Here is a 23,660-nt window from a genome sequence, read left to right as displayed (position 1 = left end):
AAATACCTGCCCCGCCGAACCGCTCAATCAGTCAGTACCGTATTTCGGGTTACGCGGACCGTACAGGATCCCCGCACGCTGCCCCGGCGACAGCAGGCGCGCACTGGTGATACCGGCAATCGGGTGCGCCGCGTCGGTGGAGCTGTTGATCACTTGCTTGACCGCCGCCGTGATCAGCATGCCGACGATGCCGCCGCCGTTGTTGTTGCCTTCCTCGCTGGACGCATGCGCCGAACCGGTCCACAGGGTGGTGCCGGTGCGCAGGTCGACCAGTTTGGCCGAGGCCGTCACGGAGGTATCGCTGGAGATCAGCATGTACTTGGTACCGTAATCAGTCACGGTGATGTACAACGCTGAATCCGCGCCAAAGATGTCATGCAGCTTGGCCGGGGGCACGGCCTGGATATCGTTGGCAGTGGTCAGGCCATTCTGGCGGAAGGTTTCATCCACCAGGGCAATCGGCAACACGTAGTAACCGGCTTCGGCCAACGGGTAGGTCACTTGCGAGACCATGCTGTAGGAAGCCTGCACTTCCGGCGACTCATTGAGCGGCGGCAGTACCAGGATCGACTTGGGCCGCGCCTGCTTGTACGCCGTGTAGTCGATGGTCTTGGGGGCCGCGCAACCGCCGAGCAAGGCCAGGGCCAGCAAGGCGCCGGTGAGTTTCAACAGGCTCATTTAGTGGCGACTCCAGTCTTGGCATTTTTCAACAGGAAATCCATGTACGCAGCGGACTCAGGGAACAGTGCCTTCTCGGTGCGGAATTCCTGCACCATCTGGTCATCCTTGCCCATGCTCAGGTACAGCATGCCCAAGTGGGCGTGGTAACCCGGCGGGGCCTTGCGGCCACTGGCGTTGATCTTCTGCAGATCCCGCTCCAGCGCCTCGACCTGCGCTTCCTTGGGCTCGCCCTTGAAGTACTCGTAGACCTGCGGCTGGTAGCTTTCCCACTGATACAGGGGTTGGGGCGCCGTCTGGCACCCCGCGACCGTCGCCACTGCTGTCAGCATCAGCGCCAACTTGACTGCCTTGCTCATCCTTGTACTGCTCCTTGAGGTGCTGCTGATCAGTTGCGTGGGTTCCAGGCGCCGGCGTTGATGCCGTCGACGAGGCGGTTGATGGCTTCACGCATGGCCAGGTCGAGGACCTTGCCATTGAGGGTGGAGTCGTAGCTGGCGGTGCCGCCGAAGCCGATCACTTCACGGTTGGACAGCGCGTACTCGCCGGCGCCCTGGGTGGAATACACCACTTCGGAGGTGCTGATGTTGACGATATTCAACGCGACTTTGGCGTAAGCCACTTGGGTCTTGCCACGGCCAAGGATGCCAAACAGCTGGCGGTCGCCGGTTTCTTTGCGGCCGAACTCGGTCACGTCGCCCGTCACCACGTAGTCAGCGCCCTTGAGCTTCTGCACGGTGCCTTTGATCGCGGCTTCCTGGGAGATCTCGCCCATGTTGTCGCGGTCGAGCACGCTGAAGCGGTTGGTCTGCTGCAGGTGGGTGATCAGGATGGTCTTGGCCTGGCCGCCGAGGCGGTCAACGCCGTCGGAGAAGATGCCGCGCATGTAGCTGGAGCGGTTGTCGAACTTGCCCACGGCAATCGGCACACGCACACCCGAATAGGCGACGTTGGCGCTGGCAACTTGTTCCACCGGCATGGCGCGGTTGCTCTCCGTGGCGCAACCGGCCACGGTCAACAGCGCTGCGGCGGTGAGGCCGGACAGCAGGATTTTTGACAGTGTTTTCACAGGGTGCTCCTGGGGTGATATAGCGGTTAAGGCAGATGAAACTAGCGGGACGGGATGTTGCGTAGATCGGTGGCGATGAAACCGCTCAAATGACTGGTATAGAAACCCTCGACATTTGAATTGCCGCTACGGGTCAAGATACCGCCAACCGTCTTCCAGTGTTGCCACTGTCCCGGCCCCATGCTCGGCATCAGGCCCTCGCGTGTTTGCGCAAAGTGCAGGACTTCAGCATCGCCTTTCTTGACCTTGACCTCATAGTTGAAATCAACCGAGACCAAGTATTTGTTGTCTTCGATGATCGTGCTGACGAGAGCACCCTGCGTGTCCTGGATGAGTCGCTTGTAGACGACTTTCACATCGAGCAAGTAGTCGGCGGCAGCCTTGCTGGTGGCGTATCGCTTGGCTTTGAGCAGGCGGTTTACCAGGTCAACGCCCAACTGCTCGCGAACTTTATCGTCGGACATGAAGCGTTCGTTCTGCCCACCCACCTCAACATCAAAGGTGTCGAGCCAGTAAGTAGCCGTCTTGGGAATGGTCACTGGCGCCGGAGAGATGTAGTAGTCCGGCTTGGAGGCACAGCCCGCCATGAGGCAGGCCGCGAGAAACACGGCAAGTATGCGCATGTCTGAATTCGTCCCTGAAAAGTATCGTGCTTTAAACAATCGCGGCATTTTACGGGGTTGAGAGCGGTTCTCAAGGTGTTTCGACAGGTTTCGTGCAGTGACGAATACGCCTCAAGTTATCCGCCGCCCAGTCGAGACACTGACTTGGCCTGCTCACTTATAGGGATATTGCGTGTTTAAAGTACTGCTTCGGGCTGCGGCCCTGCTTACGGCGTTGTCGATGACCGGCTGTGTCTCCTACACCGTCACCGGCCCTATCGGCGCCCCACTCCACCCAGCATCCGTCAGCAGCGCGCGCAATGCCCAAGTCGCCGATGTGACGGTGAATGCCAGCGACGTCAACGAGGCCAACAAAACGGCCATCAGCCGCTCCCTGACGGCCCAGATCAATCAGTACGTACGCTCGGCGGGCTATTTCAAGCAGGTGACCGAGTATCCGGTACGCCTTGGCGAACACGACGTCACCCTCAAATTCAATATGACTTCCCTCAAGGGGCATCGCGCCCCGCACCCGGCCTATGTACCTGGCGCGCTGCTGACGCTGACCATTTGGATCTGGGTCAACGGACCGATCTACGTCGACAGCTTTGACGTCGCCGGCGACCTGGTCATCGTCGATCGCGATGGCAAGGAACTGGCGTCGGCGAAGGAGTCGATCAAGTTCGAACACAACGTCGGGTTGTACAGCGGCCAGTATTGGGCGCCGTCGATGGGCGGCCAGCAACTGACCAAACTGGTCACGCAACTGCTCGACACCGCTACCGCCAACCTGGCGAAACCTTAGTTTCAGGAGCAACACATGAAAGGATTGATCAAACACTGCCTGGTACTCGCGGCCGTCTTGCTGACCGGCTGTGTGTCCTATTCACAACACGAACTGCCAGCGGTCCAGACCTGGCCTCCGACGGCTAACGCGCCGGCGCAAAAACCGACGGTGTATGTGCGCACCACGGCGCAAAACCACGTCAACGGCGGCCCAGGCAATGCGGCGGTCGGGGCCCCGGTCGTACTGTGGGAAAAGGCGGTGTCCGACACTTTCCAACAGTCCAATCGCTTTTCGCGGGTCAGCACCGACAAGGTCGACTCGGACCTCTATGTGGATGCCACGCTGCACAACAATGAAGAGTACAGCCCGGTGTCGGCGTTCATCACCGGCTTCACGTTCTGCATCATCCCCACCACCGCAAAGAACATCTTCACCCTTGAAACGGTGTTCAAGGACAAGGACGGCAAGGAATTGGGCCGGGTCAAAAAGAGTGAGTCGGTACGCACCTGGGTGCACCTGGTGTTGATCGTGGGCCTGCCGTTCCAGACCGACACGCGGGAAGTGGTCGAAGCGTTGACGCGCAGTACGCTGGATGAGGCGGTGCAGCGTAAGTTGTTCTGATGAAACCGGTGGCGACGGAGCGGGCTCCCTCGCCACCGGTACAGCGTAATGCCTTAACCGAGCTTAAAACGCATACCGCGCCTTGAGCATCACACCATCGGCATCAAACCCACTGCGCGCCTGACGGGTGTAGCTGGCGCCTACGGTGAAGTCTGAAACCTGGTAGTTCACACCCACACTGGCCTCATAGCTATCACGTGCCACTGACGCGCCGGTCACGGTAAATGCCGAACCACCGAGCATGTAGCTCGAGGTTTGCGCCACGCGATCGCCCATCAAGTCGTGATACGCCATCAACGTCGCTTCCGGCTGCAGGCTGCCTGCGCCCATCGGCAGGTTGCCAGCCAGACGCACACCGGCGCCCAACTCGCCCACTTCATAACGCTGCGAACGTGTGCTCAGGGCGGCCGAGGACCCTTTCTCGTCGTAGCCATCCATGCGTACGTTGGCGTAACGCGCAGCCACACGAGGCTCGATCACGACCGTCTCGGACGGCTTGAAGCTGTAGCCGCCGATCACGCTGGCCGACAACACGTTGCTGTCGTAACTGCCCTTGGCCGTGGTGCCAGCAATGTGGCGCTTGCTGTCGTTGTCGTTATGACCGTAGCTGAGGCTGCCGTCGACAAACCAGTTCTGCAGCGCCCAGTTGCCGTACAGCGACAGCGCGTGGCCCTCGACATCGGTTTTGTTGCCAAGGTCGGAATGGATGTTGGAATTGAGGTAGCTGTACGCCACACCCAACGTGGTGGTGTCGTTCACACGGCTGTCCACACCCACTGCCATGCCGCTGCTGTTGGCCGAGTAGCCGTTGTCACCCCCACGGCCGTCCTGGTCCATGTTGCTGCTCAGACCCTGCACCCACACGCCACCGGCCTGGCGGCTTTCGCGTTGGTCAGTGAGGCGATTGAAGATCGCGCCGTTGATGACGGTTTGCCCGGACAACGCCACATCCAGGGCGCCACGGTTGACGTCAGGCTTGAGCTGGTCGCCGATCTGCGCCAGTTGCTGCGCCGTACCGGCGTTGGCCAGGGCCTGGAACACCTGATCGTTTTGGCCGAGTCGGCTCAATACGTCGTTCTTGAAGGTGTTGACCGCCGTGGCCGAAGCCGCGCTCGCGCCTACGCCAGCCAGTTCCTGCTGCACTTGCTGGTTGTCTTTGACCGCCACCACGGCCTTGACCGTCTGTGCGTCGGCCGAATAGCTGAGCACGTCCAGCAGCGACGAAGAACTGGCCACGGACAGCCCGCCATCTTGCACGCTGGTGGCTTGCAGCAGGGTGTATTGGGTGCCGCTGTTGGTGCTGGCGAAATCACCTGGGTTGGCGCTTACCGTCAGCTTCGAGGCTTGGGCAAAGTTGGCTGCGCCGTTGACGGTCAGGTACGGCGTGGTCGGCACTACGCTGTCGGAAAGGTGCATATCAATACCGGCGCCACTGGCTACGTTGAGGTTGCCGGTAATGGCAGTGCCTGGCGCGGAGAGGTTCAGGGAACCTGAGTTGATCGACACCGGCGCGATGATGCGGCTGCCAGTGAAGCCTGCCTGGCCGTCAATGTTCACCGCGTTCAGGTTCAGCACATCACCGATGATGTTGCCACCCGTCCAATTCAGCGTCGCAAGGTTGGCTGCATCAATCGCGGTGCCGGAATTACTGCGGATTTCACCGGCCTGCTGGTTGATTTCAAAGGTCGAGACCTGATCGGCCGGGTTGACGCTGATGGCGGTGCCATCCGCGCGGATGATCCCGCGGTTGACGATACCGCGTGAGCCCGCCGCGCTGTTTTGCGCGAAGTCGGCGCCGGAGAATTCGAAAGCCCCAGCATCGGTGCCCAGGCCTTCGATGGTGCCGGTATTGAGGATGTAATCGAAGGTGCCCTGGTACACCAACATGCCACGAGCGCCCAAGCCATTGGCCGAGATCAAGCCACTGTTTTCGATTCGCAGCGGGCTGGTATCGGTTTCAACTTCGATGCCCCAGGCGCCTTCGCCTGTCGCCTTGATGGTGCCGGAGTTGAGGATCTTGCCGCCGATGGTGGTCGGGGTGTTGTTGTCACGGTCCAGTATGATGCCGATCGCGCCTTCACCCGCCATGTCGATCAGGCCAGTGTTGGAAACATCCCCGGCGATGGTGGTGCCATGCAGGTAAATACCCTCGCCCCCACCGATGAAGGAGGGAAACGGTGCCGGTGTCGAAGGTGGTGTCGAACGGATCGTGCCGGAGTTGATCACACTGCCGCCAATGACCGTCTTGCCGATCTCCATGCCTTCGTCGCCGCCATTGTTCATCGAAATGATACCGGCCTGCTCTACGTTACCCGTGACAGAACCGGGGCTCAGGTTCTGAGGACCGGTCCAGTACATCGGGTCCAGCGCAATGCCACGGATGGTACGGCCATCGGCATTCAGCGTAATGTCCGCGCGGTTGATCAGCGAACCCTGGATGTGGGTATTGGCGACCCCCAGCCCTGCAGCGGCCGTGCTGTTCTGATCGACCACCTGGGTGGTTTGCCCGGTGAGCACCAACGACTCAGTGTAGTTTTCGTTGATGAACATCGTTTTGCCCGCTCCAAGGTCAACATCCACCGCCAGCACTTGGGTGCTGATTGCGCCGACCATGACTGCCAACAGGCTTTTCTGGAACTGCTTGCGCTTCATTTCTAACTCCATGAACTACAGATCAAAGCCGCCAATAGGCCCGGCGGCCGTAGAGGTACTAAGCGAAGGATCAAAGGATCCGAGTGCATACCCTTGTCGCGCGTGCCGGATGCGCAGGTGCAACCCTTCGCACCGCGAAAGGCAGTGACGAGGCAGGGAATAAGGGGGAAAGGCTCACATTAATCCTTAATGCTGTTGAAAACGTTGCAGTCCATGCAGCCCAACCGGATGTGGTTGGGCGGGGTAAAGACATTGGGATCTACGAAAAGGTTCGGGGCTGTATCGGCAAGATGCGTAGTTGAGCACAGAAATCAAGATCTACCCGCGTCGCCATCACATCACACCCGTGGTCCGACTTTTTTCTAAAACAGGTAGCAACTGGAGGTACGGGGCACGCGCGAGCAAAGACTGTAAACAGGCGACTCAACGGTCGTTCCATCGTTGCTGGAGACCCAGCGCACAGCCGGCCAGGAACACCAGAACAACGATTACCCCATTCAGTCGTTTACCCCTCCCCACTGTCAGACTTACTTCTCTTACGATCTTTCAACCATGACTGCACCAAAATGCCTGCGCCAACAGGAAGTGCGTAAGCGAAAACACCCGGAAAGAGATCAACAATATCAGCCCAACCAAAGCGCCATACATCACTCTTTGAATAATTAATCAACGCCCCCAAAAATTTTGCAATAACCCCCATCAACAAAAACAACAAAAACACATAAATCAATAACAATATAAATGCCTGCACCCTTGATCTCGGCTTGATCACTTCTTCTCTCCAGCAGTGGTTATAACGCCGTTAATAACTTCAGAACCGTAGGCACCCAGACTGCTTCCAAGAACTTCTGACGAGCCACCTATATAGGGTTTCAATTGCCCCGTTATGACTTTCCCACCTGCAAAACCGGCAGATCCACCCACTGCCGCGCCCAAAAGAGAATATGTCGGATCCTCCCCTTTAATCAGACTACCCAGATAAGCTCCGCTCAGGCCGTATCCTTGCGTTAAGAGAAAGCCTTTCCCTTGGGTCAGGGCACCTACACCGCTGGCAATGGATACATCGGTATAGTTAATGGGTTTCCCCGTAGACAATTGATAACTAAAGTTAGCACCGCCAGAAATCAAACCACCCATTGCTAGACTCCCGGCACCTATCGCAGGAGCCTCGATGGCGGCTAGTGGCAGGCCAACCATCATTGTCCACGCTTGAACAAGTGCGTTGGCGGGCATCCACCCATCATATCCATCACCGTGATTTTGCGATCTTATTGCTGTAGATACCTGATTTGCATCGGCGCCATCTTGAACCATTTTTTCGCCCAAACTTGCCGACGCTGCCCCCCAGCCTCCATCAATGTGCATCATGTCGTTATAACGCTGAGCATTACCTGCGACCCAGCTGGCAGTCTCAGGATCACCATCGACTGCCGCACCCGCCAAAATCCCTATGATCTGGGCCGTACCCACCTTGAACTGATCATTGGTTGCAAACTGGGAATCCAGATACTTGCTCAAATTTTCAGTTGCTCCAGCCGTCAGGCCCTCCGCTGCGGCACCGGCTAGCGCTCCAGTTTTGAAGTCGCCGCCCCTGGCGGCAGACAGCGCGCCACCCAAAATAGCGTGTAGAAACACTTTCTCTGCCGAGCCATTGCTCAGTTTCATGTAATCCGCGAAGTCCCCAAGGTTCTTGTTGCCGACAGCGGCGGCGAGGTCAAAGCCTTCTGATACCAGGCTATTACCCAGGTTGTCTTTAAAGCTACCACCGTTAACGGCCGTAGAAATGCCACTTTTGATGACTGCGTGCGTGCCGCTGCGCAGGACCGTATCTTGCGCTTTCGACCAGTTGAGCCATTCACTGCTGTAACCCGGATTTTGCACAGAGCCTGCGGTGGTGACTTGCGGACCGGCACCGTTAGCCGGACTCGCGCCCTGGAACCAATTGCTGTCTGCGTAATTCAACACACCCGTTGTCATCGCACCGATGGCAGCGTTTTTCAAGCTGTCGCTGCTAAAGGTGTCCTTGAGTGCCGTACCCAGGTTGCCCTTATTGTTGATGACGCTGACAGCACCGGTGCTGGCCATTGAGGTCAATGCAGCGGTCGCCATCATGTTTCCAAAACCTGCTGCAGTGGCTGCTGTTCCCGCAGTCGTCGCTGTAGCAGCAGTCGCTGCGGTGCCGGCGGCCATGGCGGTCCCTGAGCCTGCTGTCGCTCCTGCGGCACCTCCCGCCAGAGCACTCGCCCCCCCTGCCGTCAACACAGTGACGATGATGATGATCGCCAACATGGCCGCCTGGCCCATGCCCGAGTTGCTGTACTTGAACGACTCGTGAATCTCCTTCACTTGCCGCCAATCGACATCCCCGCGCTTCTCGGCCTCCTTAAGCCAAGCCAATTGCGGGTCGGCCTTGACCATCGTGTCGATGGTCTGGCTCACGGTTTGCTGGTCAACTTGCTTGATGTCGATTTTCAGACCGTTCACGGCCTGTATGACGGTCTGCCCCTGAGAAACCAGTTCGCTTTGACGCAGGGTTTCGTCGGTATTGCCTTTGCCCTTCATCGAGAACCAAGCCATGTTGCTCTTGCTCTTGGTATGGCTCTCGTCGTGATAGTCCTTCACGCCTTCAAAAGTGATGGCGCCGCCGCTTTTCAGAATCAGGTCGTTGCCGCTGTTGAGCTTGGCGACTTGATAAAGCTGGTCGCCTTTGCTGACCATAGTCAGGTTACCCGCGGTCCTGATTTCGGTGCCTACGTTGGTGACCTGGGTGACTTCATCACGCTTGGCTTTTTTGGCGCCCCAGCCACCGTTCTCCTTCATGTCATACAACGTATGGGTGCTGTTCTGCGCCGCCAACACACTCAACTTATCCCCGCTATACAGATAAGCCTCATTCCCCGCACTGATCTTGCTCGCCACGATCGTGGTGTCACGCTCCGCCCGGCTGACAAAGTTCCCACCCGCCGTCAGTACGCTCGCCACTTGCGTGGTCTGCTCGTCCGCCGTCTTGATGCGTTTCTTGCCGTCCTTCTCCTTGCCCTCGACGTTGTGCACATCGCTGACCGACGCCACGTTGAAATCGCGCCCGGCGTCGACATTGATATCTTTGCCAGCGGTGGCGGTGCTGCCGATGATGTTTACATCCTGACCCGCCTTCATGTTCAGGTTGCCCCCCGCCGTGACGGTGGCGGCAAGGTTTTTGACGTCGGTGGTGATCGTGGACTTGTGCCCGCCGTCGCTGAACTCATGTTTCACGCTGGTATCGCTGGCGGCAATGAGGCTGAGGTCGCGGCCGGCGACGAGGTTGGCGTCGTTGCCAGCGACCAGGGCGCCGCGGTTGGTGAGATCGCGGTGGGCGTCCATGGCCAGGTTTTCGCGGGCGACGATGGTGCCGGCGCTGGTGTCCGTGAGGGTGCGCATGCCGGCGCCGTCACGCACCTGGATGGCGGTGGTGTCGTTGGTGATATCGCCTTTGAGCGTGGCGAGGCTGACTTGCTTGCCGCGAATTTCGCCGGCCATGGCGTTGCGGATACTGTCGTCGGCCAGCAGGCTCAGGTTGTTGCCAGCTTCGACCAGTCCGCCGGTGTAGATGCTGCCGCCAGTGCTGGCTGCAGAGAGGTTGTTGCTGGCGCGCAGGGTGCCGACGTTGACCAGGTCGCCACCGGTGACCAGGTTGAGGTCGCGCCCCTGGATCAGGCTGTTGCCGCGTACATTGCGCGATTCGGCCTGGGCCAGGTACAGCACTGGGACGAGGACTGTCTGGCCGTCGACCACGCGGTTTTCCATCCACACAATGTCGTGGGTCAGGGCGCCGACCTGCTGGCTGGTAAGCGTCACACCGAGGCTCAGACGCAGGGCGTCTTTGCTCGCGAGGGCGTTGTCCATCAAGTAGCGGAATTGGTCGGCGTCGCTGTACAGGCCGCCAGCGAGGAAGCGCTGGCCGGTCTGGGCGAGCACCGCGTCGCGGATCAGGCGGGTTTCGTATTGGCCGTCACCGAGGCGACGCCAGGCGTTGTCGGCGCTGAAACCGAGCTTGCCGAGCATGTAGTCGGAGCTGAAGAAGCCCGTTAACGAGGTGAACTCGGGGTTGGTTTCGATCAAGTAATGGCTGGTGGGGTCGGCGTTTTTAACGAACAGACCGTATTCGCCCTTGGGCAGCTGGAAGTTGGGCGCAGTGGTGGGGTCGACCGGTGCGAACGGTGTGCCCGTGTAGTCCACGGGTACGAATCCACCGCCGGGCGCGACACCGGCCACTGGCAGCACGGTGCCGGGCGCCTGGGCGCTGGCGTCGTTGGCGTGCTTGCTCAGGTTGATGTTGATGCCCCCGACAGGGATGCCAGTCTGGTCATCGCCCAGGGTGCCGGTGAGTTGCGCCAGGGTGTTTTCGTGCAGTGTGCCGTTTTGCAGGGTACGGGCGACGTTGAGGTTGACGGTGCCGCCGGCTTGCAGGGTTGCGCCATAGCCCGGGCCAGCATTGTCGGTCCAGGTGGTAACGTTGCTCACCTCAGCGAAACGCGCATCCGAAGACCGCGCCTTGAGTGCTTCGAAACGTGCCAGGTCAAAGTTACCCGCAGCGACAGCGGCGTTGAACGCCGGAATTTCGACGTACTCCGTCTGGTCCCAATAGCCAAGGTTGATCCTGCCCGGCGTACCGATGACGATGGTGTTTTGACCCGTGCGCGTACCCGCGCCCTGGTTGAGCAGGTCATTGGCGACGATGCCCAGGTTGCCATTGGCGGCCAGCAGGCTGTAGCGGTTTTGCACCATGTCTGCCTGGATCAGCAGATCCTTGCCCGCCACAAGACGAGCGGGTGCCGAATCCTTGATCGCTGATTCGAGGTAGGTCTGGTAGATGTTGATTTGGCCGCGCTTGAACGAATCATGCCCGTCGCAATGCTGGCCACATAGCCACTCCACACGCCCACCCTGCAGGGTTTGCCCGAGTTCGAATTCGGCCTTGGCGTTTTCCACAAACGCCGCATTGATGCGGATATTGCCGGCACTTTCTACGGTGCCGGACAGGTTGCTGAAACCGGCAGCAGGTCCGCCATTAATGGCGGCAAAGCTGAGGTTGCCCTGGCTATAAACGTCACCGTAGGTATTGCCGAAGCTGTTGCCACGCAAGATCATTTCGCCGCCACTGAACAACAGTGAATCGGCAGCATTGGTGATGCCGTTCGACGCCAGCAGGTTCACCGCACCCTGAGCGCCCAGGGTTCCGCGGTTATTGATCTGCGTCGCCGCAATATCCAGTTGCTGACGTGCGGTCAGGAAGCCGAGGTTATCCAGCGTACCGCCCAGGTTCAGTTGAGTGTGGCTGCCCGCCAGGCGCCCGCCGTTCTGGCTGAGGTTATTCGCCGTCACGCTGAGATTTTTCAACGCCGACACACGACCACTGTTGGTGATGTCGCCAGCAGTGGTGATGCTCAAATCACCATCGCTGAGCAGTTCGCCGCCGTTGTCGAGGCTGGCGACGTCGAGGATCAAACCCTTGCCGCTGGCCATGCGGTCGCCAGCCTTGAGGGTCAGGCCCTGGGCGCTTTTGTAGGTAAGAACTTCGTTGAGTTGTACCCGACCGAGGCTTTCGACTTTACCGAATGCCCAGTCAGCGGTGCCCATGCCCTGGATGTTGCCTTGGCTGCCAGTGAGTCCGGCCGTGTTGATATGGAACAGGCCACTGCCGGCGTGCTGCAACATGCCGCCCTGGTTATTGAGGTTCGCGGCGTCGAGGCTGAAAGCCTGGCTGGCGAACTCCAACGTACCGTTCTGGTTGTTTACCTGGCCGCTGAAGTCGAGGCTGCTGTTGGTACTACCCAATGCGCGCACCTGGCCGCCGGCGCTGTTGTCGAGATTACCGCCGACGAGGGTCAGGCCTTGGTTGGCTTCGATCAGGCCCCCCTGGTTGGAGAGGGTGTCGCGTGAGGTCAGGTTGAGCAGGTTGCCGCTGATCTGACCGCTGGCGCTGTTGTCGAGGGTCGCACCACTGACGGTGACCTGTTCTTTGCCGAACAATTTGCCGCCACGGTTGGTCAGGGCCTCGACTGTCAGTTGCAGGTCGCCCAGCAAGCTCGCCATCAGGCCACCGCTGCCGTTGTCGGCCTTGCCGGCGGTGACAGTCAAGGTATCGCCTTGCACGGTGCCGCCCTGGTTATCCAGGCTTGCGGTGTTCAGTTCGGTGTGCGCCCCGCCGCTGAGGATCAGGCCTTTACGGTTGGTCACACTTTGGCCGCTGTAGCCCAGGCCCAGGTTGCCGGCCAGCAGTTGGCCGTTGTCGTTGTTCAAATGCTGGGCCGCGATGTCCAGCCGCTTGCCGCGCAGGGTGCCGCTGTCGTTGTTGAGCGTGGTGAGGGCCTTGACCAGAATACTGCGCTCGCCGGCGTCGATCACACCGTCGACGTTGGTCAGCAGGTCGCTGACATTGAAGGTGATGTCACCGCCATCGCTGACCAACGCGCCTTTGCTGCTGTTGTTAAGGCTTTGCGCGGTCACCTCGACCGTTTTACCGAGCAGGGTGCCGGCGCTGTTGTCGAGGCGCTCGCCTTGCAGGTGCAAGAGGCCTTCGCTTTGAATGCGACCTTGGGCGTTGAGCAACTGGCCCGGGCCTTTGAGCAGCAAGCTAACGCCTTCGGTGCCACCGGCCAGCAGGCCGGCGTTGCGGTTATCCAGGCCGGAGGCGCGCACGTCCAGCTTGTCGCCCAGTACGCGGCCGGCGCGGTTGTCGATGTCCCCTGCTTTGACGTCAAGCAGCAGTTGCTTACCGACGATCACGCCGCTCTGGTTGTCCAGATTCGCGGCGTGCAGCTCGACATCGCCCTGCCCGGCTTGCAAGCGGCCCTGGGCGTTGTTGAGCTGTTGCGCAGCGGTCAGCGTCAGCTTGCCAGTGTTGGCGCTCAGTACGCCGCCTGCGTTGCTGCTGAGGTTGCCGGTTTTGACGGTGAGGTCGGTGTTGGCCTGGGCAAAACCCTGGTTGTTGTTGAAGCCGTTGGAGACGGTGAGGTTGAGCGCGCCACCGTCGGCCTGGATCAGGCCCTTAAGGCTGTTGTCGAGATCGATGGCATTGACTGTGGCGGTCTTGGCCACCAGCACGCCATTCTGGTTGTTCAGCTTGCCGGCGTTGACCGTCAGGTCGTTGGCGATGACTTGGCCGCCACTGTTGTTCAGGTCCGCACTGCTCAGCACCAAGCTGCCACCAGCCATTTCGATACGGCCCTGGCGGTTGTCCAGGGACGCGCTGTCGAGCGTGGCTGCCTGGCCATCACCGAAGCGGATCAGGCCGCCGAGGTTGACGATGGCCGGGGAGTTGATCGCCAGGTTTTGTTCGCCGAACAGGCGCGCGTTGGCACCCTGGTTGGTCAGTTTGGCGCTACTGACGTTGACGCTCTTGGCTTGGATGATTGCACCCTGGTTGGTCAGCGCTTGCGCGGCGGTGATCGCCAGGGCGCGACTGGCCAGCAAGTTGCCAGTGGTGTTGACGGTTTGCGCATTGATCACCAGGTCGCCGGTGGTGTTTCGACTGTTGTCGGGCGCGACACCCGCTTCGATGATGCCTGGGTTGGTGACCGTGGCCGCGTTGATCTCGATACGTTGGCCGGCAGCCACACTCTTCTGGTTGACCAGGGCTTGGGCGCTGGTCACCTGCACAGTGCCGGTGGCGTACACCTTGTCGGTGAGGTCGACGTTCTTCGCGGCGACCTTGACGTTACCGGTGGCCTGCGTTTGCGCCATGCTCAGACGCCCATTGGCATCGATCTGGATATCGCCGCCGCTGGCCGCGAGCGTGCCGTCAAGCTTCACCCCCACACCGGCTTCGGTGCCCACCAGCTTGATCGCACCGGCATACATGCCGCCCAAGGCCGAGGAATCAATCGCCAGCTCTGGCTTGGTGCTGCCGTCATCGGCGCGCGGAGTCGCGTTCAGTGTTCGTGCGTCCACGTCATTGCGACCGGCGATCACGGTCAGTTCGCGTGCGTTGATCTGCGCATTGATCTTGGCCGAGCGGGTGATGATTTCGAAGCGATCGACGTTGCTCGCGTTCAAACCCTGGCCATCGATGGTCACGGCGCCGCCATCCACCTGGTAGCGCTGCAACTGGCCGTTCGCGTCGAGTACCGGCTTACCGGTGGTCAGGGTGACATTTGGCGTGTTGATGAAACCACAACCGCTGCAGGTGATGCCGTGGGGGTTGGCCACGATGACCTTGGCCGATTGCCCCGCCACTTCGGTAAAGCCGCGCAACTGGCTGGGGTTGCCGCCGTTGACTTCGTTAAGGATGACGCTGGCTGCACCGCCCTTGAGGTTGGGGTTGCCGACGATATAGCCGCCCAACTGGGTATTGGTCACGGCACCCGTGGCATTGTTGAGAATCACCCCGTTGGGGCCGACGTTGTAGTCCTTGAACTGGTTGTGGGACAACCCACTGCCGTTAGGCGTTGCGATGTTCACCACCGGCACGCCATTGCCCGCCGCGCCAACGGTGGTCCCCGGCGCACTGACTACGATCCCCTCAGCCTGGGCCAGCAGCGGCTGCCAGAACAGCGCGTTGGCAAGGACCAGCACCAGCCCGCGCTTGGGCAGGCCGAAGAACGAGTTGCGCGGCATCAATGCAGCGGAAGGTTGGCGGGCCAGGAAGGCAAATTGGCGAACATCCATTTTCAGATTCTCGTTGCTGCGGGGCGTTTAATTACAGGAAGAAATCCATACGGAAGTAGATCGGCGCTTCGCGCTCGCTCATCACTGCCGGGCGTTCCAAAGAATGCGCAAAGGTCACGCTGGTGCTCAGGTTCTTGCCGCGGGCGAACAGCTCCAGGGAGTTACTCGACACCCGGCCGTGTACACCGCCGTTATAGCGATCATTACTGATCACCCCTTGGTCGTAGCCGACGCTGGCGCCGTATTCAGCAAAAGCCGGGCGCAACCAGTCGACGGTCACCGCACGGGCCCAGCGCACTTCGTTGCGCCAGTAGCCGCCGCTATCGCCAATCAACTGCTGATCCTTGAAACCACGCACCGAGGCCGAACCACCCAGGCTCATGCGCTGCGGGCTGAACAGAATGTCTTCACTGCGTTGGCCGGTGGCCAGGCTGGAAAAACTGAACGACTCGCCCCACAAGGCGAACGGTTGCAGGTAGCTGACGGTGGCGGTGTATTTGCGGTAGCGCGCATTGGGTTGGCGATTACCGAACGGGTCGCGCTCATCTTGAGATTGCGCGTCGAACAAGCCGATGCCGTTCTGCATGCCCAGGTCGACGTTGACGAACGCATTGCCGATACGCCGCCCGTGGTTGATGCCCAGTTGCAATTCGCTGAGGCGGTTGCTGCTCGGCTTTGTACGGATGTCGAGGATGTAGTTGTTGGTGCGCAGGTGCGCAAGGCCCACGTTTACCGATGTCTTGCTCACGTCGTCACGGTGGATCACCCGCTCAGCGCGCAGTTGGTGGTTCTGGTTGTCACCGTTCTGTTTGAATTTGAAGTCGTCGACCCTGCCATAGGTGCGGTAGTCGCTCTCGCTGTAGGTGTAGCTGAAGTTCCACCAGCCCCACGGCACGTTGTAGTAGAGCATGCTGTTTTTTGAGGTTTTCTGGTGGTCACTCACGGCGTCGTGGCCGCCGCGCAGTACCAGTTGATCGGCCAGGCCCAGCGGGCTGTCCCACTCAAGGCCGGCTCCCCACTGCTGCTCGCCGGTACTTTTCTGCCCATCGTTATTGCGTGACAGGCTGGCGCGCCAGGGCTTTTGCGGGGTGTTCTTGACCACCACTTCACTGCCGCCGATCTGCGTGCCGGGGGTCAGCTCCATCTGAGCCTGCTTGGAGGGCAACCGGTTGAGCTGGTCCACCAGTTGCTCGACTTCACGCAGGTTGAGCGCCTCGCCAACCTTGCCGGGAAAGGCCATCGCCAGCTCACGGTCGGTAACGGTACTGCCTTGTGCGCCTTTCAAGCCTTCGAGCTTGCCTTCCACCACCAACACTTGCAGGTGACCGCTGGAAAGGTCTTGCTGCGGCAGATAGGCACGGCTGGTAACGCGGCCTTTTTCGATGTAGTAGTCGGTAATGACCCTGAGCAGTTCATTGAGCTGCGACACGCCCAGGCATTGGCCCGTGTAGGGTTTGAGCAGGCGTGCGCGGTCGTCGGCAGACAGGCTGTCAGCGCCCTTGAGTTCGATGTCTTTGATCGGGAAGCAACGTGTGTCGGCAGGCGTCGCCGGGGCCTGGGGCCTGGATTCTTTACCGGGCAGGTCCTTGAGTTCTTCGAGACGCCGGCGCTGCTCTTCAAGCAGGCGGTTCTGCCGATCGCGGATCAGGTCCTGATCCCCGGGCGTGGGGGCGGCCATGGCACTGTTCAGGCCCAAATAAGCGAGCATGAAAGTGCATAGCAGTAACCGAGTCCGTGGCAATAACAAAGACATATTCGATCCATCGAAAATCAAGGGGCGGCAAACTAACACCTAACTTCCAACAACTCAAAAAGCTGAGCTAGTTGGACATTAGTACTAATCAGTCATGCAACATGTTGATTTATAACAACTAAAAATTACCAAAGAGAAAAGCTGACTGGCCATGGGATTTTTATTCCGACAGGCGGCAGCACTCTTGATAGCGATTCATCGGAGAACTTGAAGATTGCCATTACTTAGCCATCAACTTCTTGCCGAGTTAGGTTAGTATCGGAAAAAGCAGAAAAGTTCGCGGCATTTTTGTGAATTGGATCCCATTTGTCGGGATTAAACCAAATCGTTCCCACCTTGCATGGGAACGATCCTCCAGCGTTCGCCTTAACTGGCGTCTTTGCTCTGATCCTTGGCCGGCACCAGGGTCAGCCCCGGCTTCTCGACATCGCGGGAGACATGGGACTTCACTTCCGCCACACCACCCTCCTCGTCGTTATGGATCACCAGCACCCCAGGCTTACGCAACTGCTCCAGATCCCCTTCAGCCAGGCTGAAACTCTCGCTCAGGTTCTGGTCGGTCAACGCCTTGGCCTCGGCGCGACGCTGGGCGAACTTGCGGCCCCGGCGTTGCTGGTAGCGCGCCCAGCTGATCAGGATCACAGCGTTGAACAGCGCAATCCACAGGTAGATCTGCAGGGTGTTGAGCGCGGCAAAAATCGGCGCATCGATACGCGGACCATCATGGGTCTCCAGCATCGAACTGATCCCACGTGCCAGCAACCAAATCAGGCCGGCCCAGGCCATCAGGGTCAACAACACGTCGATGATCCACATCACCGTACGTTGGCGAGTTCTGACCAATTTCATGATCACGCCTCCTCTTCAGTAGGTTTGATGCCGCGATCGGGACTGACCCAGCGCGCACGCTTCTGATGCTGGTTGAACAGCACCTTGGGAAAACTGACCAGGGTGGTGAACAAACTGACCAGCCAGAACACCATCGGGTACCACACGGTCCAGAACAGGGTTTTCCACAGGTCCTTCTCGTAGCGGCGGTCGATGATGATGCTCACGGCGAACTGCAACAGGCACACCATGGCCAATACCAAGCCGGTAAACGCCGGCGGCATCAGGGAGTCGACCGCGATCGCTTGCGGCAGCGGGATGAATTTACCCACGCCCCAGAAGATCACCGACAACAGAAAGGTGAACGCCCAACCGGTGGACAGGCAGTATTCGAACAACAGCGGCCACAGGTAGCGATGACGCCATTGCCAGATGCCACGGATATTCTTGAACAGCACCTCAGCACCACCCTGGGCCCAGCGCAGGCGTTGTTTCCACAGGCCGCCGACGGTTTCGGGCATCAGGATCCAGCACAGGGCGCGGGGCTCGTAGAAGATGCTCCAGTGATCGAGCTGCAGCTTCCAACTGACATCGATGTCCTCGGTGATCATGTCGGTGCTCCAGTAGTCGATGCGGTCCAGCGCCTTTTTACGGAACGCGACCACCACACCCGATACCGTGAAGATCCGCCCGAACACCCGTTGCGTGCGCTTGATCAAACCGATGATCGAAGAGAATTCGCCGACTTGCACGCGGCCGATCAAGGTCGAGCGCGTACGGATGCGCGGGTTGCCGGTCACTGCGCCAAGGCGCGGGTTATCCAGCATCGGCGCTACCATATAGGCTGCCGCGTTTTTATCCAGCAACGCGTCGCCGTCGATGCACACCAGGTACTCGCTACGCGCCGCCACGGCGCCCATGCGCAAGGCCACTGCCTTGCCCTGGTTCTGCGCCAAGTGCAACACACGCAGGCGCGGGTTCTCCAGCGCCAGGGCGTCGAGTACCGCGGCGGTGTTGTCCTTGGAGCCGTCATTCACCGCGATCACTTCGATGTTCGGGTACAACTGACCCAGTGCCGCATGGATGGTATCGGCGGCGTTATCCCCTTCGTTGTAGCAAGGGATGATGATCGAGATCAGCGGGTTACCGGCCAAGGTAGGTGCCGGTGTGTCCTCTTCCCACGGCCAATGGCGCTCCCAGTGCAGCCAGAAATACAGGCCGCCTGCGATCCACAACGCCGACATGAACAGCGGGTAGAAAAACACGAAGTCCATCAGGAACTGCCCGGTGACCAGGAAGATCAGGCCCAGGGGCACACCCAATACCAATGCCAGCACGAATAAAGCCAAGAGTCTGTCGAACATGGTCAAGGGTTCCATTGGTTGGAAATGGCCGGACGCACCGTCTTCAGGTCCGGGGAGTTTTCCAGGAAGTTGTCCGGGTAGTAGCCAAAACTCGTGACACCCTGGCGCTTGAGTACACCCATCCATTCAGCCATCTGTTTGGCGTCGATGTCCGGGGCGGCCTTGGTGCGCCAGTCTTTGGCTTGCAGTTCGAACACCGTGCGTTCCATGGCGCCGGGGCGCGCCTTGATCGTGGCGACCAGCTTCTCCAGCCAGGCGTTGGAGTTGCTGTACTCCTGGCCTTCCATCAGCGGCATGGCCATGGGCGCGGTCCAGTCGTAGGTCTGCAGGAAATCATCCAGGTTCTGCGCAAACCAGGCTTCGCTGCCGGGGTTGAGCATCGGCTCGGCGAAGATATTGCGCGCGGTCTGTATCTGCGGCCCACCGATGGCGCGGACCTTGGCGGTCAGCTCCTTGGTGAAGTCGATCAGGTAGCGGCTCTTGAAACGGGTCCAGCGTTGCATCACGGCCGGATCGGCACGCAGCGCCTCAATGGTGTTCGGCAGGCCAGCAGCGGCGTAGGCCTTGAGCGCGGCGGGGCTGGCATCTTCGAAATCGTTGAACACCGCATCGTCGTGGTACAGCACACCGTCGATCGCGTTGTTGCGCGCCAGGTCCTCGTAGATCTCCCCGATGATCTTGCGCACCTGCGGGTCAAACGGCGACAGGCGTTTGTACTGGTCTGGATCGAGGCCGACCTTGCCAGTTTCCGGGTCCCAGCGCGTTACGCGTGGCAGCTTGGGGTCGAGGGCAAAACTGAGCACCGGCATCCAGGCGTACACCGCAGCATGGGCACGGGTGTGCAACTGCCAGGAGACGCGGTTGAACAGGTCGGCGCGTACCGGCAAGTGGCGGTTGGGGAAGTACACCGAATGCACCAGGCCATCACCCTTGGGATCGGCGAAGGCCTGCAGGAACACGGTGCCGGCGCCCATGTCCACCACGCGCTGTACCAACTGGTCGAGGTTGCGTGCCTGTTGAGCCGGGTCCGGGTCGTAGACGTTATCCAGGTCCACATGTAACACGCGCATCGGCGCCTTGGTTTGTACCGCGACCATGCTGTTGGCGAAATGCTCGCCGTCCGGGTCGGAGGCCACCAGGAAGCGTGGGCTGTTCATCAGGTCACTGGAGCTGTCGAGGCCATCTTCCAGGGTCAGGGCCATCTGGTAGCCCTGCTCGCCAATGATCGCCAGCGAGGTGCCTTTGGCGGCACCGTAAGGCCATACCCACACCCGCGGTTTCTTGCCGGTGACCTTTTGGATCTTGTTGGAGATCGCGGCAACGTCAGCACGCATCCGCGCATCGAACTGCGCCTGGCTTTCATAACGCCCAGTGGCCGGATCAAAACGCAGCGAGGTCGCCGCCGGCTCCAGGTTGCCCTGGGGGTTGGCCAGGATGCCTTTGTGGTTGTTGTCGGTGTGCGCAGCGATTTCCACCAGGCCCGATTGAGACACTTCGCGGATCTGCTGCCAGGTGAGGAACTCGCCACGCGGCCGTGGCTGGCCTGCGAAGTCCACTGGCTGGTTCATCGGCGTGTCGATCCAATAGCCCACCGGCGCCAGCAATGCTGGCCAACGGTAGGCACGCAGGATCGGCATTACGCGGGTATAGAAGCTGGAATAGCCATCGTCGAAACTGAGCATGATCGCTTTGGGCGGCAACTCAGGCCCACCGTTGCGAGCCGCCAGGATCTGATCGACGCTGACCGCCTTGTAGCCGTTCTCGCGCAGCCAGGCCAACTGTTCGATCAAACGCTCGGTGCGCACCGCCACCACCGCCTGATCGGGGTCGCGATCCTCGACGTCGTGGTAGGCAATGCCCAGGAAATGGTTTTTCGGCCACGGCGCTTCGTTGGCCGGTGTCGGCCGCTCGGCGGGTGGAGTGAAAGGCGCGGGTTGCTGGGCACAGGCACTGGCCAGCATTACGCCCAGAATCAACAAGCAACGGCTGAGGACGGTCATGGTCAGGCTCTTCTAGAAACGGTAAGTGAGGTCGACGAGCAGACGCAGATCGCGTTCGCGATCGCCGTCGTAAGGTCGGCTGATCAGGCTCAGGTTGGCGCCGGCTTCCAGGACATCGTTCCAGCGATAGCGTTGGCCGTAGCCCACCAGCCCGATGCCACCCGTGGAATAATCCTGCTGGCTATACGTACCCGCACCGACCTGGAACTGCTGACTCCACTGGGTCTCGTAGCGGTGATAGAGCACATGGTTGATGTTGAGGACAGGCAACACGGTGAAGTCTGACTTCGGGTTGAAGTAGACCGTGTCTTCCTTGCTGTTGCGGCTGGCGCCGACTTCCAGGCCCAGGTCCACTTGCACTTTCGGCGAGCTGTAAAGGCCTTCGCGGCCGCTGAGCAAGGCCTCGAAACGATCGTTGCCGTCACTGAAATGGGAGGGGCTGAGGGTCAGCTTCCACTCGCGGCTTTCATTGGCGCGCCAGCGGATGAAACCGCTGCCACCGTTGGCCGTAATTCCGTCATTCAATGCCCGCAATGGCGTGGTGGACAGGAGGTAGCCGAGGCTACCGCCGTATTGCCAGTTGTCGTTGATGTCGCGGGCAATCGACACAGCAGCGCCTTGTTTGGAGCCATCGCCGTAGGAGTGGTTGGAAACCTCGGCTTCAATAGTCATGTCGCGGGTCCGACGCTCTACGCCGACCACTTGCCAACGGTGATGGCCGGTACCTTCCTCAAAGTCGGCGGTGGCATAACCGGCACCGGCGAACAGGCGCCAGTCTTCGTCGATAGGCGGCGTGTAGATACGGCTTTCAATGCCCCAGTCACGGCTACCCGAGACGGCACCGGCGTCGCCGTTGTTGCCGCCGCCGAAGCTTTTGCCGGTGTAGGCCTCGACTCGCAGCTCGGCCATATCATGTACATCGCGCAGGCGTTTGAGGCGCTGCACCTGCCGGTTGTCGGGGTTACGGGCGACCACGTCGTCGGTGAGGATGTCGAGTTGACGCCACTCCTGCAGGTCCAGGGCCGTGAAGCCTTGGGACATCTCCAGGCCGATGTCACGCGGGCTTTGCGCTTCGGTTTCCTTGAGCGATTGCTCGGCGCGCCGTGGCCAGTCGCGGGCGCGGTACATCTCGGCTTGCGCCAGGCGCAGGCCGATGCTGCCAGGCGCCTTGCCGACCAGTTCTTCCAGGGCCTTTTCGCTGGACGGCAGGTCGGAACCATAGGTGCCGGCCTGAGCGGCCAATTGCTGGGCGTCCATCCACTCGTCGTTGGGGTTGCCGATGGGCAATCCCTTGAGTTCAACCCGCGGTTTCTGGCTGTCGGCCAAGTTCTTGGCGACCGCCCGCGCTTCATCCACCTGGTCGTTTTCGAGCAAGGCGTAGAACAAGGCGGTGCTGTCTTCAACGCGGTCGCCCGCGTCCGCATCGGGAGCGCTCAGCGCTTGGCGATACAACGGCGCAGCCTTTTCCGGCAGGCGCTGGTCGAGGTAGGACGCGGCTACCCAACGCACCGCATAGGTGGGCAACTGCACACCTTCGGCCTGGAGGGTTTGGTACTCGCGGATCACGTCGGCAGTGCGCGCCCGTGCCTTGAGCGCACCCAGGCGGTCGATGCGCCAACGCACCACGTCGTCTTTGGCCGTGGGGTCCGGGGTCCAACGGGCAAGGAGCTGGTCGTACCCCTGCAAGGCGCGATCAGCGATGACATAACGCTCTTTCTCGGTACGCGTGGCGAACTCGGCCATGCGCACGCGCTCAGCGGCCAGGTCACCTTCGAGGCGACGCTGGGTCACCGGATCGACAAGACCAGGGCGCTGAGCCGACAGGCGCAACGCAGGCTCGGGCAGACGTGCTTTTTGCAAGGCAACAACGTATTCGCGAGCCACTTCCGGCTTGTCACCGGCGCGGGTAAACGCCTGGTCGAATTCAAACAGCGCGTCGTACTGCAAGCCCGCGCGGGTCAGCGCATAACCCAGTGCCATACGACGATTCGGATCATCCGGTTTGGCGGCCACCAGCGCGCGAGCGCGTTGCACCGCTTCGCTGGCTTTGCCGCCGTCAGCCTGGGTAAGGGCCAGGCCCAGTTGCAGGTCGACATTGTTCGGCTCACGCAGCAGCGCCTTGCGGTAAACCGCCTCGGCCTGTGCCCACTGCTTCTGATTGCGATAAGTCCGCGCGACTGTAGCCAGCGCCTGGGCGGTCAAGTTGCGATTCTGTCCCTGTGCCTCGTACACCTTGAGCACTTCGGCGTCCTGGCCGGCCCAACCGGCGATCACCAGGTGATCGCTGATCTGGCCTGGCGTCTGGCGCTCGGCAGGCAATTGGCGCAACTGAGTCAGGGCGGGTGTGAAGTTGCCATTGCGCGCCTGGATGATCAGGGCGTCATAGGCCGGGTCGGCCATGGCGAAGGTGGGCATCAGCAACTGGCTGCACAAGGTTACCCCGATGAGCAGCCGTAACCGGCCTGAGGCACTGAGTGGGAGTGTTCGCAGCATATCGTGAGCTTCCTTACACACGGAAAGCTGTAACGATAGGTGGTCCTGAGCGGTTTGCATCAGGGTGTCGGCGTCTCGTGACCCGACCTAGCTTTCCTGTATGAACTATCCCCGACACCTGTATGAAAAAGGACAATTCATAACAATTGTTCAGAATTGCCCTA

At 60.3% G+C, this 23,660-nt stretch carries 14 protein-coding genes; 2 read left to right on the top strand and 12 right to left on the bottom strand.

The annotated features are described in order from the left end of the window. Nucleotides 1–27: 27 nt before the first annotated feature. From WH299_RS15940 to WH299_RS15925, 4 genes are read right to left on the bottom strand one after another with little or no spacing between them, the layout of a single operon-like run. A complete protein-coding gene (locus WH299_RS15940; protein ID WP_028615242.1) occupies nucleotides 28–678 on the bottom strand; it encodes a DUF799 domain-containing protein in 651 nt (216 codons plus the stop codon). Then, nucleotides 675–1,037: a DUF4810 domain-containing protein gene (locus tag WH299_RS15935; protein ID WP_012721603.1), complete on the bottom strand. Its 363-nt coding sequence runs from the start codon at nucleotides 1,035–1,037 to the stop codon at nucleotides 675–677. The genes WH299_RS15940 and WH299_RS15935 overlap by 4 nt, the downstream gene beginning before the upstream one ends. Nucleotides 1,038–1,066: 29 nt before the next feature. Continuing rightward, on the bottom strand, nucleotides 1,067–1,747 hold the full coding sequence (locus WH299_RS15930; protein ID WP_010214228.1) for a CsgG/HfaB family protein: 681 nt from the start codon (nucleotides 1,745–1,747) through the stop codon (nucleotides 1,067–1,069). Between the two features lie 41 nt (nucleotides 1,748–1,788). Then, nucleotides 1,789–2,370 carry a hypothetical protein gene (locus WH299_RS15925; protein WP_122730224.1) on the bottom strand — a complete coding sequence of 194 codons (582 nt, stop codon included), beginning with the start codon at nucleotides 2,368–2,370 and terminating at the stop codon, nucleotides 1,789–1,791. Nucleotides 2,371–2,542: 172 nt separating this feature from the next. On the opposite strand from WH299_RS15925, the gene WH299_RS15920 reads away from it, so the two are divergent. Then, nucleotides 2,543–3,154 (top strand): hypothetical protein, encoded by a 612-nt coding sequence (locus WH299_RS15920; RefSeq protein ID WP_339550759.1) that lies wholly within the window; start codon nucleotides 2,543–2,545, stop codon nucleotides 3,152–3,154. A gap of 15 nt (nucleotides 3,155–3,169) precedes the next feature. Next, nucleotides 3,170–3,757, top strand: a complete 588-nt coding sequence (locus WH299_RS15915; RefSeq protein ID WP_068937705.1) for a hypothetical protein — start codon at nucleotides 3,170–3,172, stop codon at nucleotides 3,755–3,757. Nucleotides 3,758–3,820: 63 nt separating this feature from the next. Here the strand turns inward: WH299_RS15915 and WH299_RS15910 are convergent, their stop codons facing one another. From WH299_RS15910 to pgaA, 8 genes are all read right to left on the bottom strand, one after another. After that, nucleotides 3,821–6,409, bottom strand: a complete 2,589-nt coding sequence (locus WH299_RS15910; protein WP_339550757.1) for an autotransporter family protein — start codon at nucleotides 6,407–6,409, stop codon at nucleotides 3,821–3,823. Nucleotides 6,410–6,914: 505 nt separating this feature from the next. After that, nucleotides 6,915–7,181 carry a hypothetical protein gene (locus WH299_RS15905; RefSeq protein WP_028615236.1) on the bottom strand — a complete coding sequence of 89 codons (267 nt, stop codon included), beginning with the start codon at nucleotides 7,179–7,181 and terminating at the stop codon, nucleotides 6,915–6,917. Then, nucleotides 7,178–15,058, bottom strand: a complete 7,881-nt coding sequence (locus WH299_RS15900; protein WP_339550756.1) for a two-partner secretion domain-containing protein — start codon at nucleotides 15,056–15,058, stop codon at nucleotides 7,178–7,180. Before WH299_RS15900 ends, WH299_RS15905 begins: the two co-directional genes overlap by 4 nt. 31 nt (nucleotides 15,059–15,089) lie before the next feature. Further along, nucleotides 15,090–16,811: a ShlB/FhaC/HecB family hemolysin secretion/activation protein gene (locus WH299_RS15895; RefSeq protein WP_339550754.1), complete on the bottom strand. Its 1,722-nt coding sequence runs from the start codon at nucleotides 16,809–16,811 to the stop codon at nucleotides 15,090–15,092. A 366-nt stretch (nucleotides 16,812–17,177) separates the two neighbouring features. Next, nucleotides 17,178–17,660, bottom strand: a complete 483-nt coding sequence (gene pgaD / locus WH299_RS15890) for a poly-beta-1,6-N-acetyl-D-glucosamine biosynthesis protein PgaD (protein ID WP_068937701.1) — start codon at nucleotides 17,658–17,660, stop codon at nucleotides 17,178–17,180. Nucleotides 17,661–17,662: 2 nt separating this feature from the next. Beyond that, the gene (pgaC, locus tag WH299_RS15885; RefSeq protein WP_028615232.1) at nucleotides 17,663–19,003 is read right to left on the bottom strand and encodes a poly-beta-1,6-N-acetyl-D-glucosamine synthase; all 1,341 of its coding nucleotides are present in this window, start codon (nucleotides 19,001–19,003) and stop codon (nucleotides 17,663–17,665) included. A gap of 2 nt (nucleotides 19,004–19,005) precedes the next feature. After that, complete coding sequence (gene pgaB / locus WH299_RS15880) at nucleotides 19,006–21,003, bottom strand: poly-beta-1,6-N-acetyl-D-glucosamine N-deacetylase PgaB (protein ID WP_126569809.1); 1,998 nt, start codon at nucleotides 21,001–21,003, stop codon at nucleotides 19,006–19,008. A 12-nt stretch (nucleotides 21,004–21,015) separates the two neighbouring features. Further along, nucleotides 21,016–23,496, bottom strand: a complete 2,481-nt coding sequence (pgaA, locus tag WH299_RS15875; protein ID WP_123475425.1) for a poly-beta-1,6 N-acetyl-D-glucosamine export porin PgaA — start codon at nucleotides 23,494–23,496, stop codon at nucleotides 21,016–21,018. Between the last annotated feature and the right edge of the window lie 164 nt (nucleotides 23,497–23,660).

This window comes from Pseudomonas sp. MYb541, assembly GCF_037479595.1.
In the GTDB taxonomy this organism is placed as follows: domain Bacteria; phylum Pseudomonadota; class Gammaproteobacteria; order Pseudomonadales; family Pseudomonadaceae; genus Aquipseudomonas; species Aquipseudomonas canadensis.
This window is presented reverse-complemented; position numbering and strand designations above follow the sequence as displayed.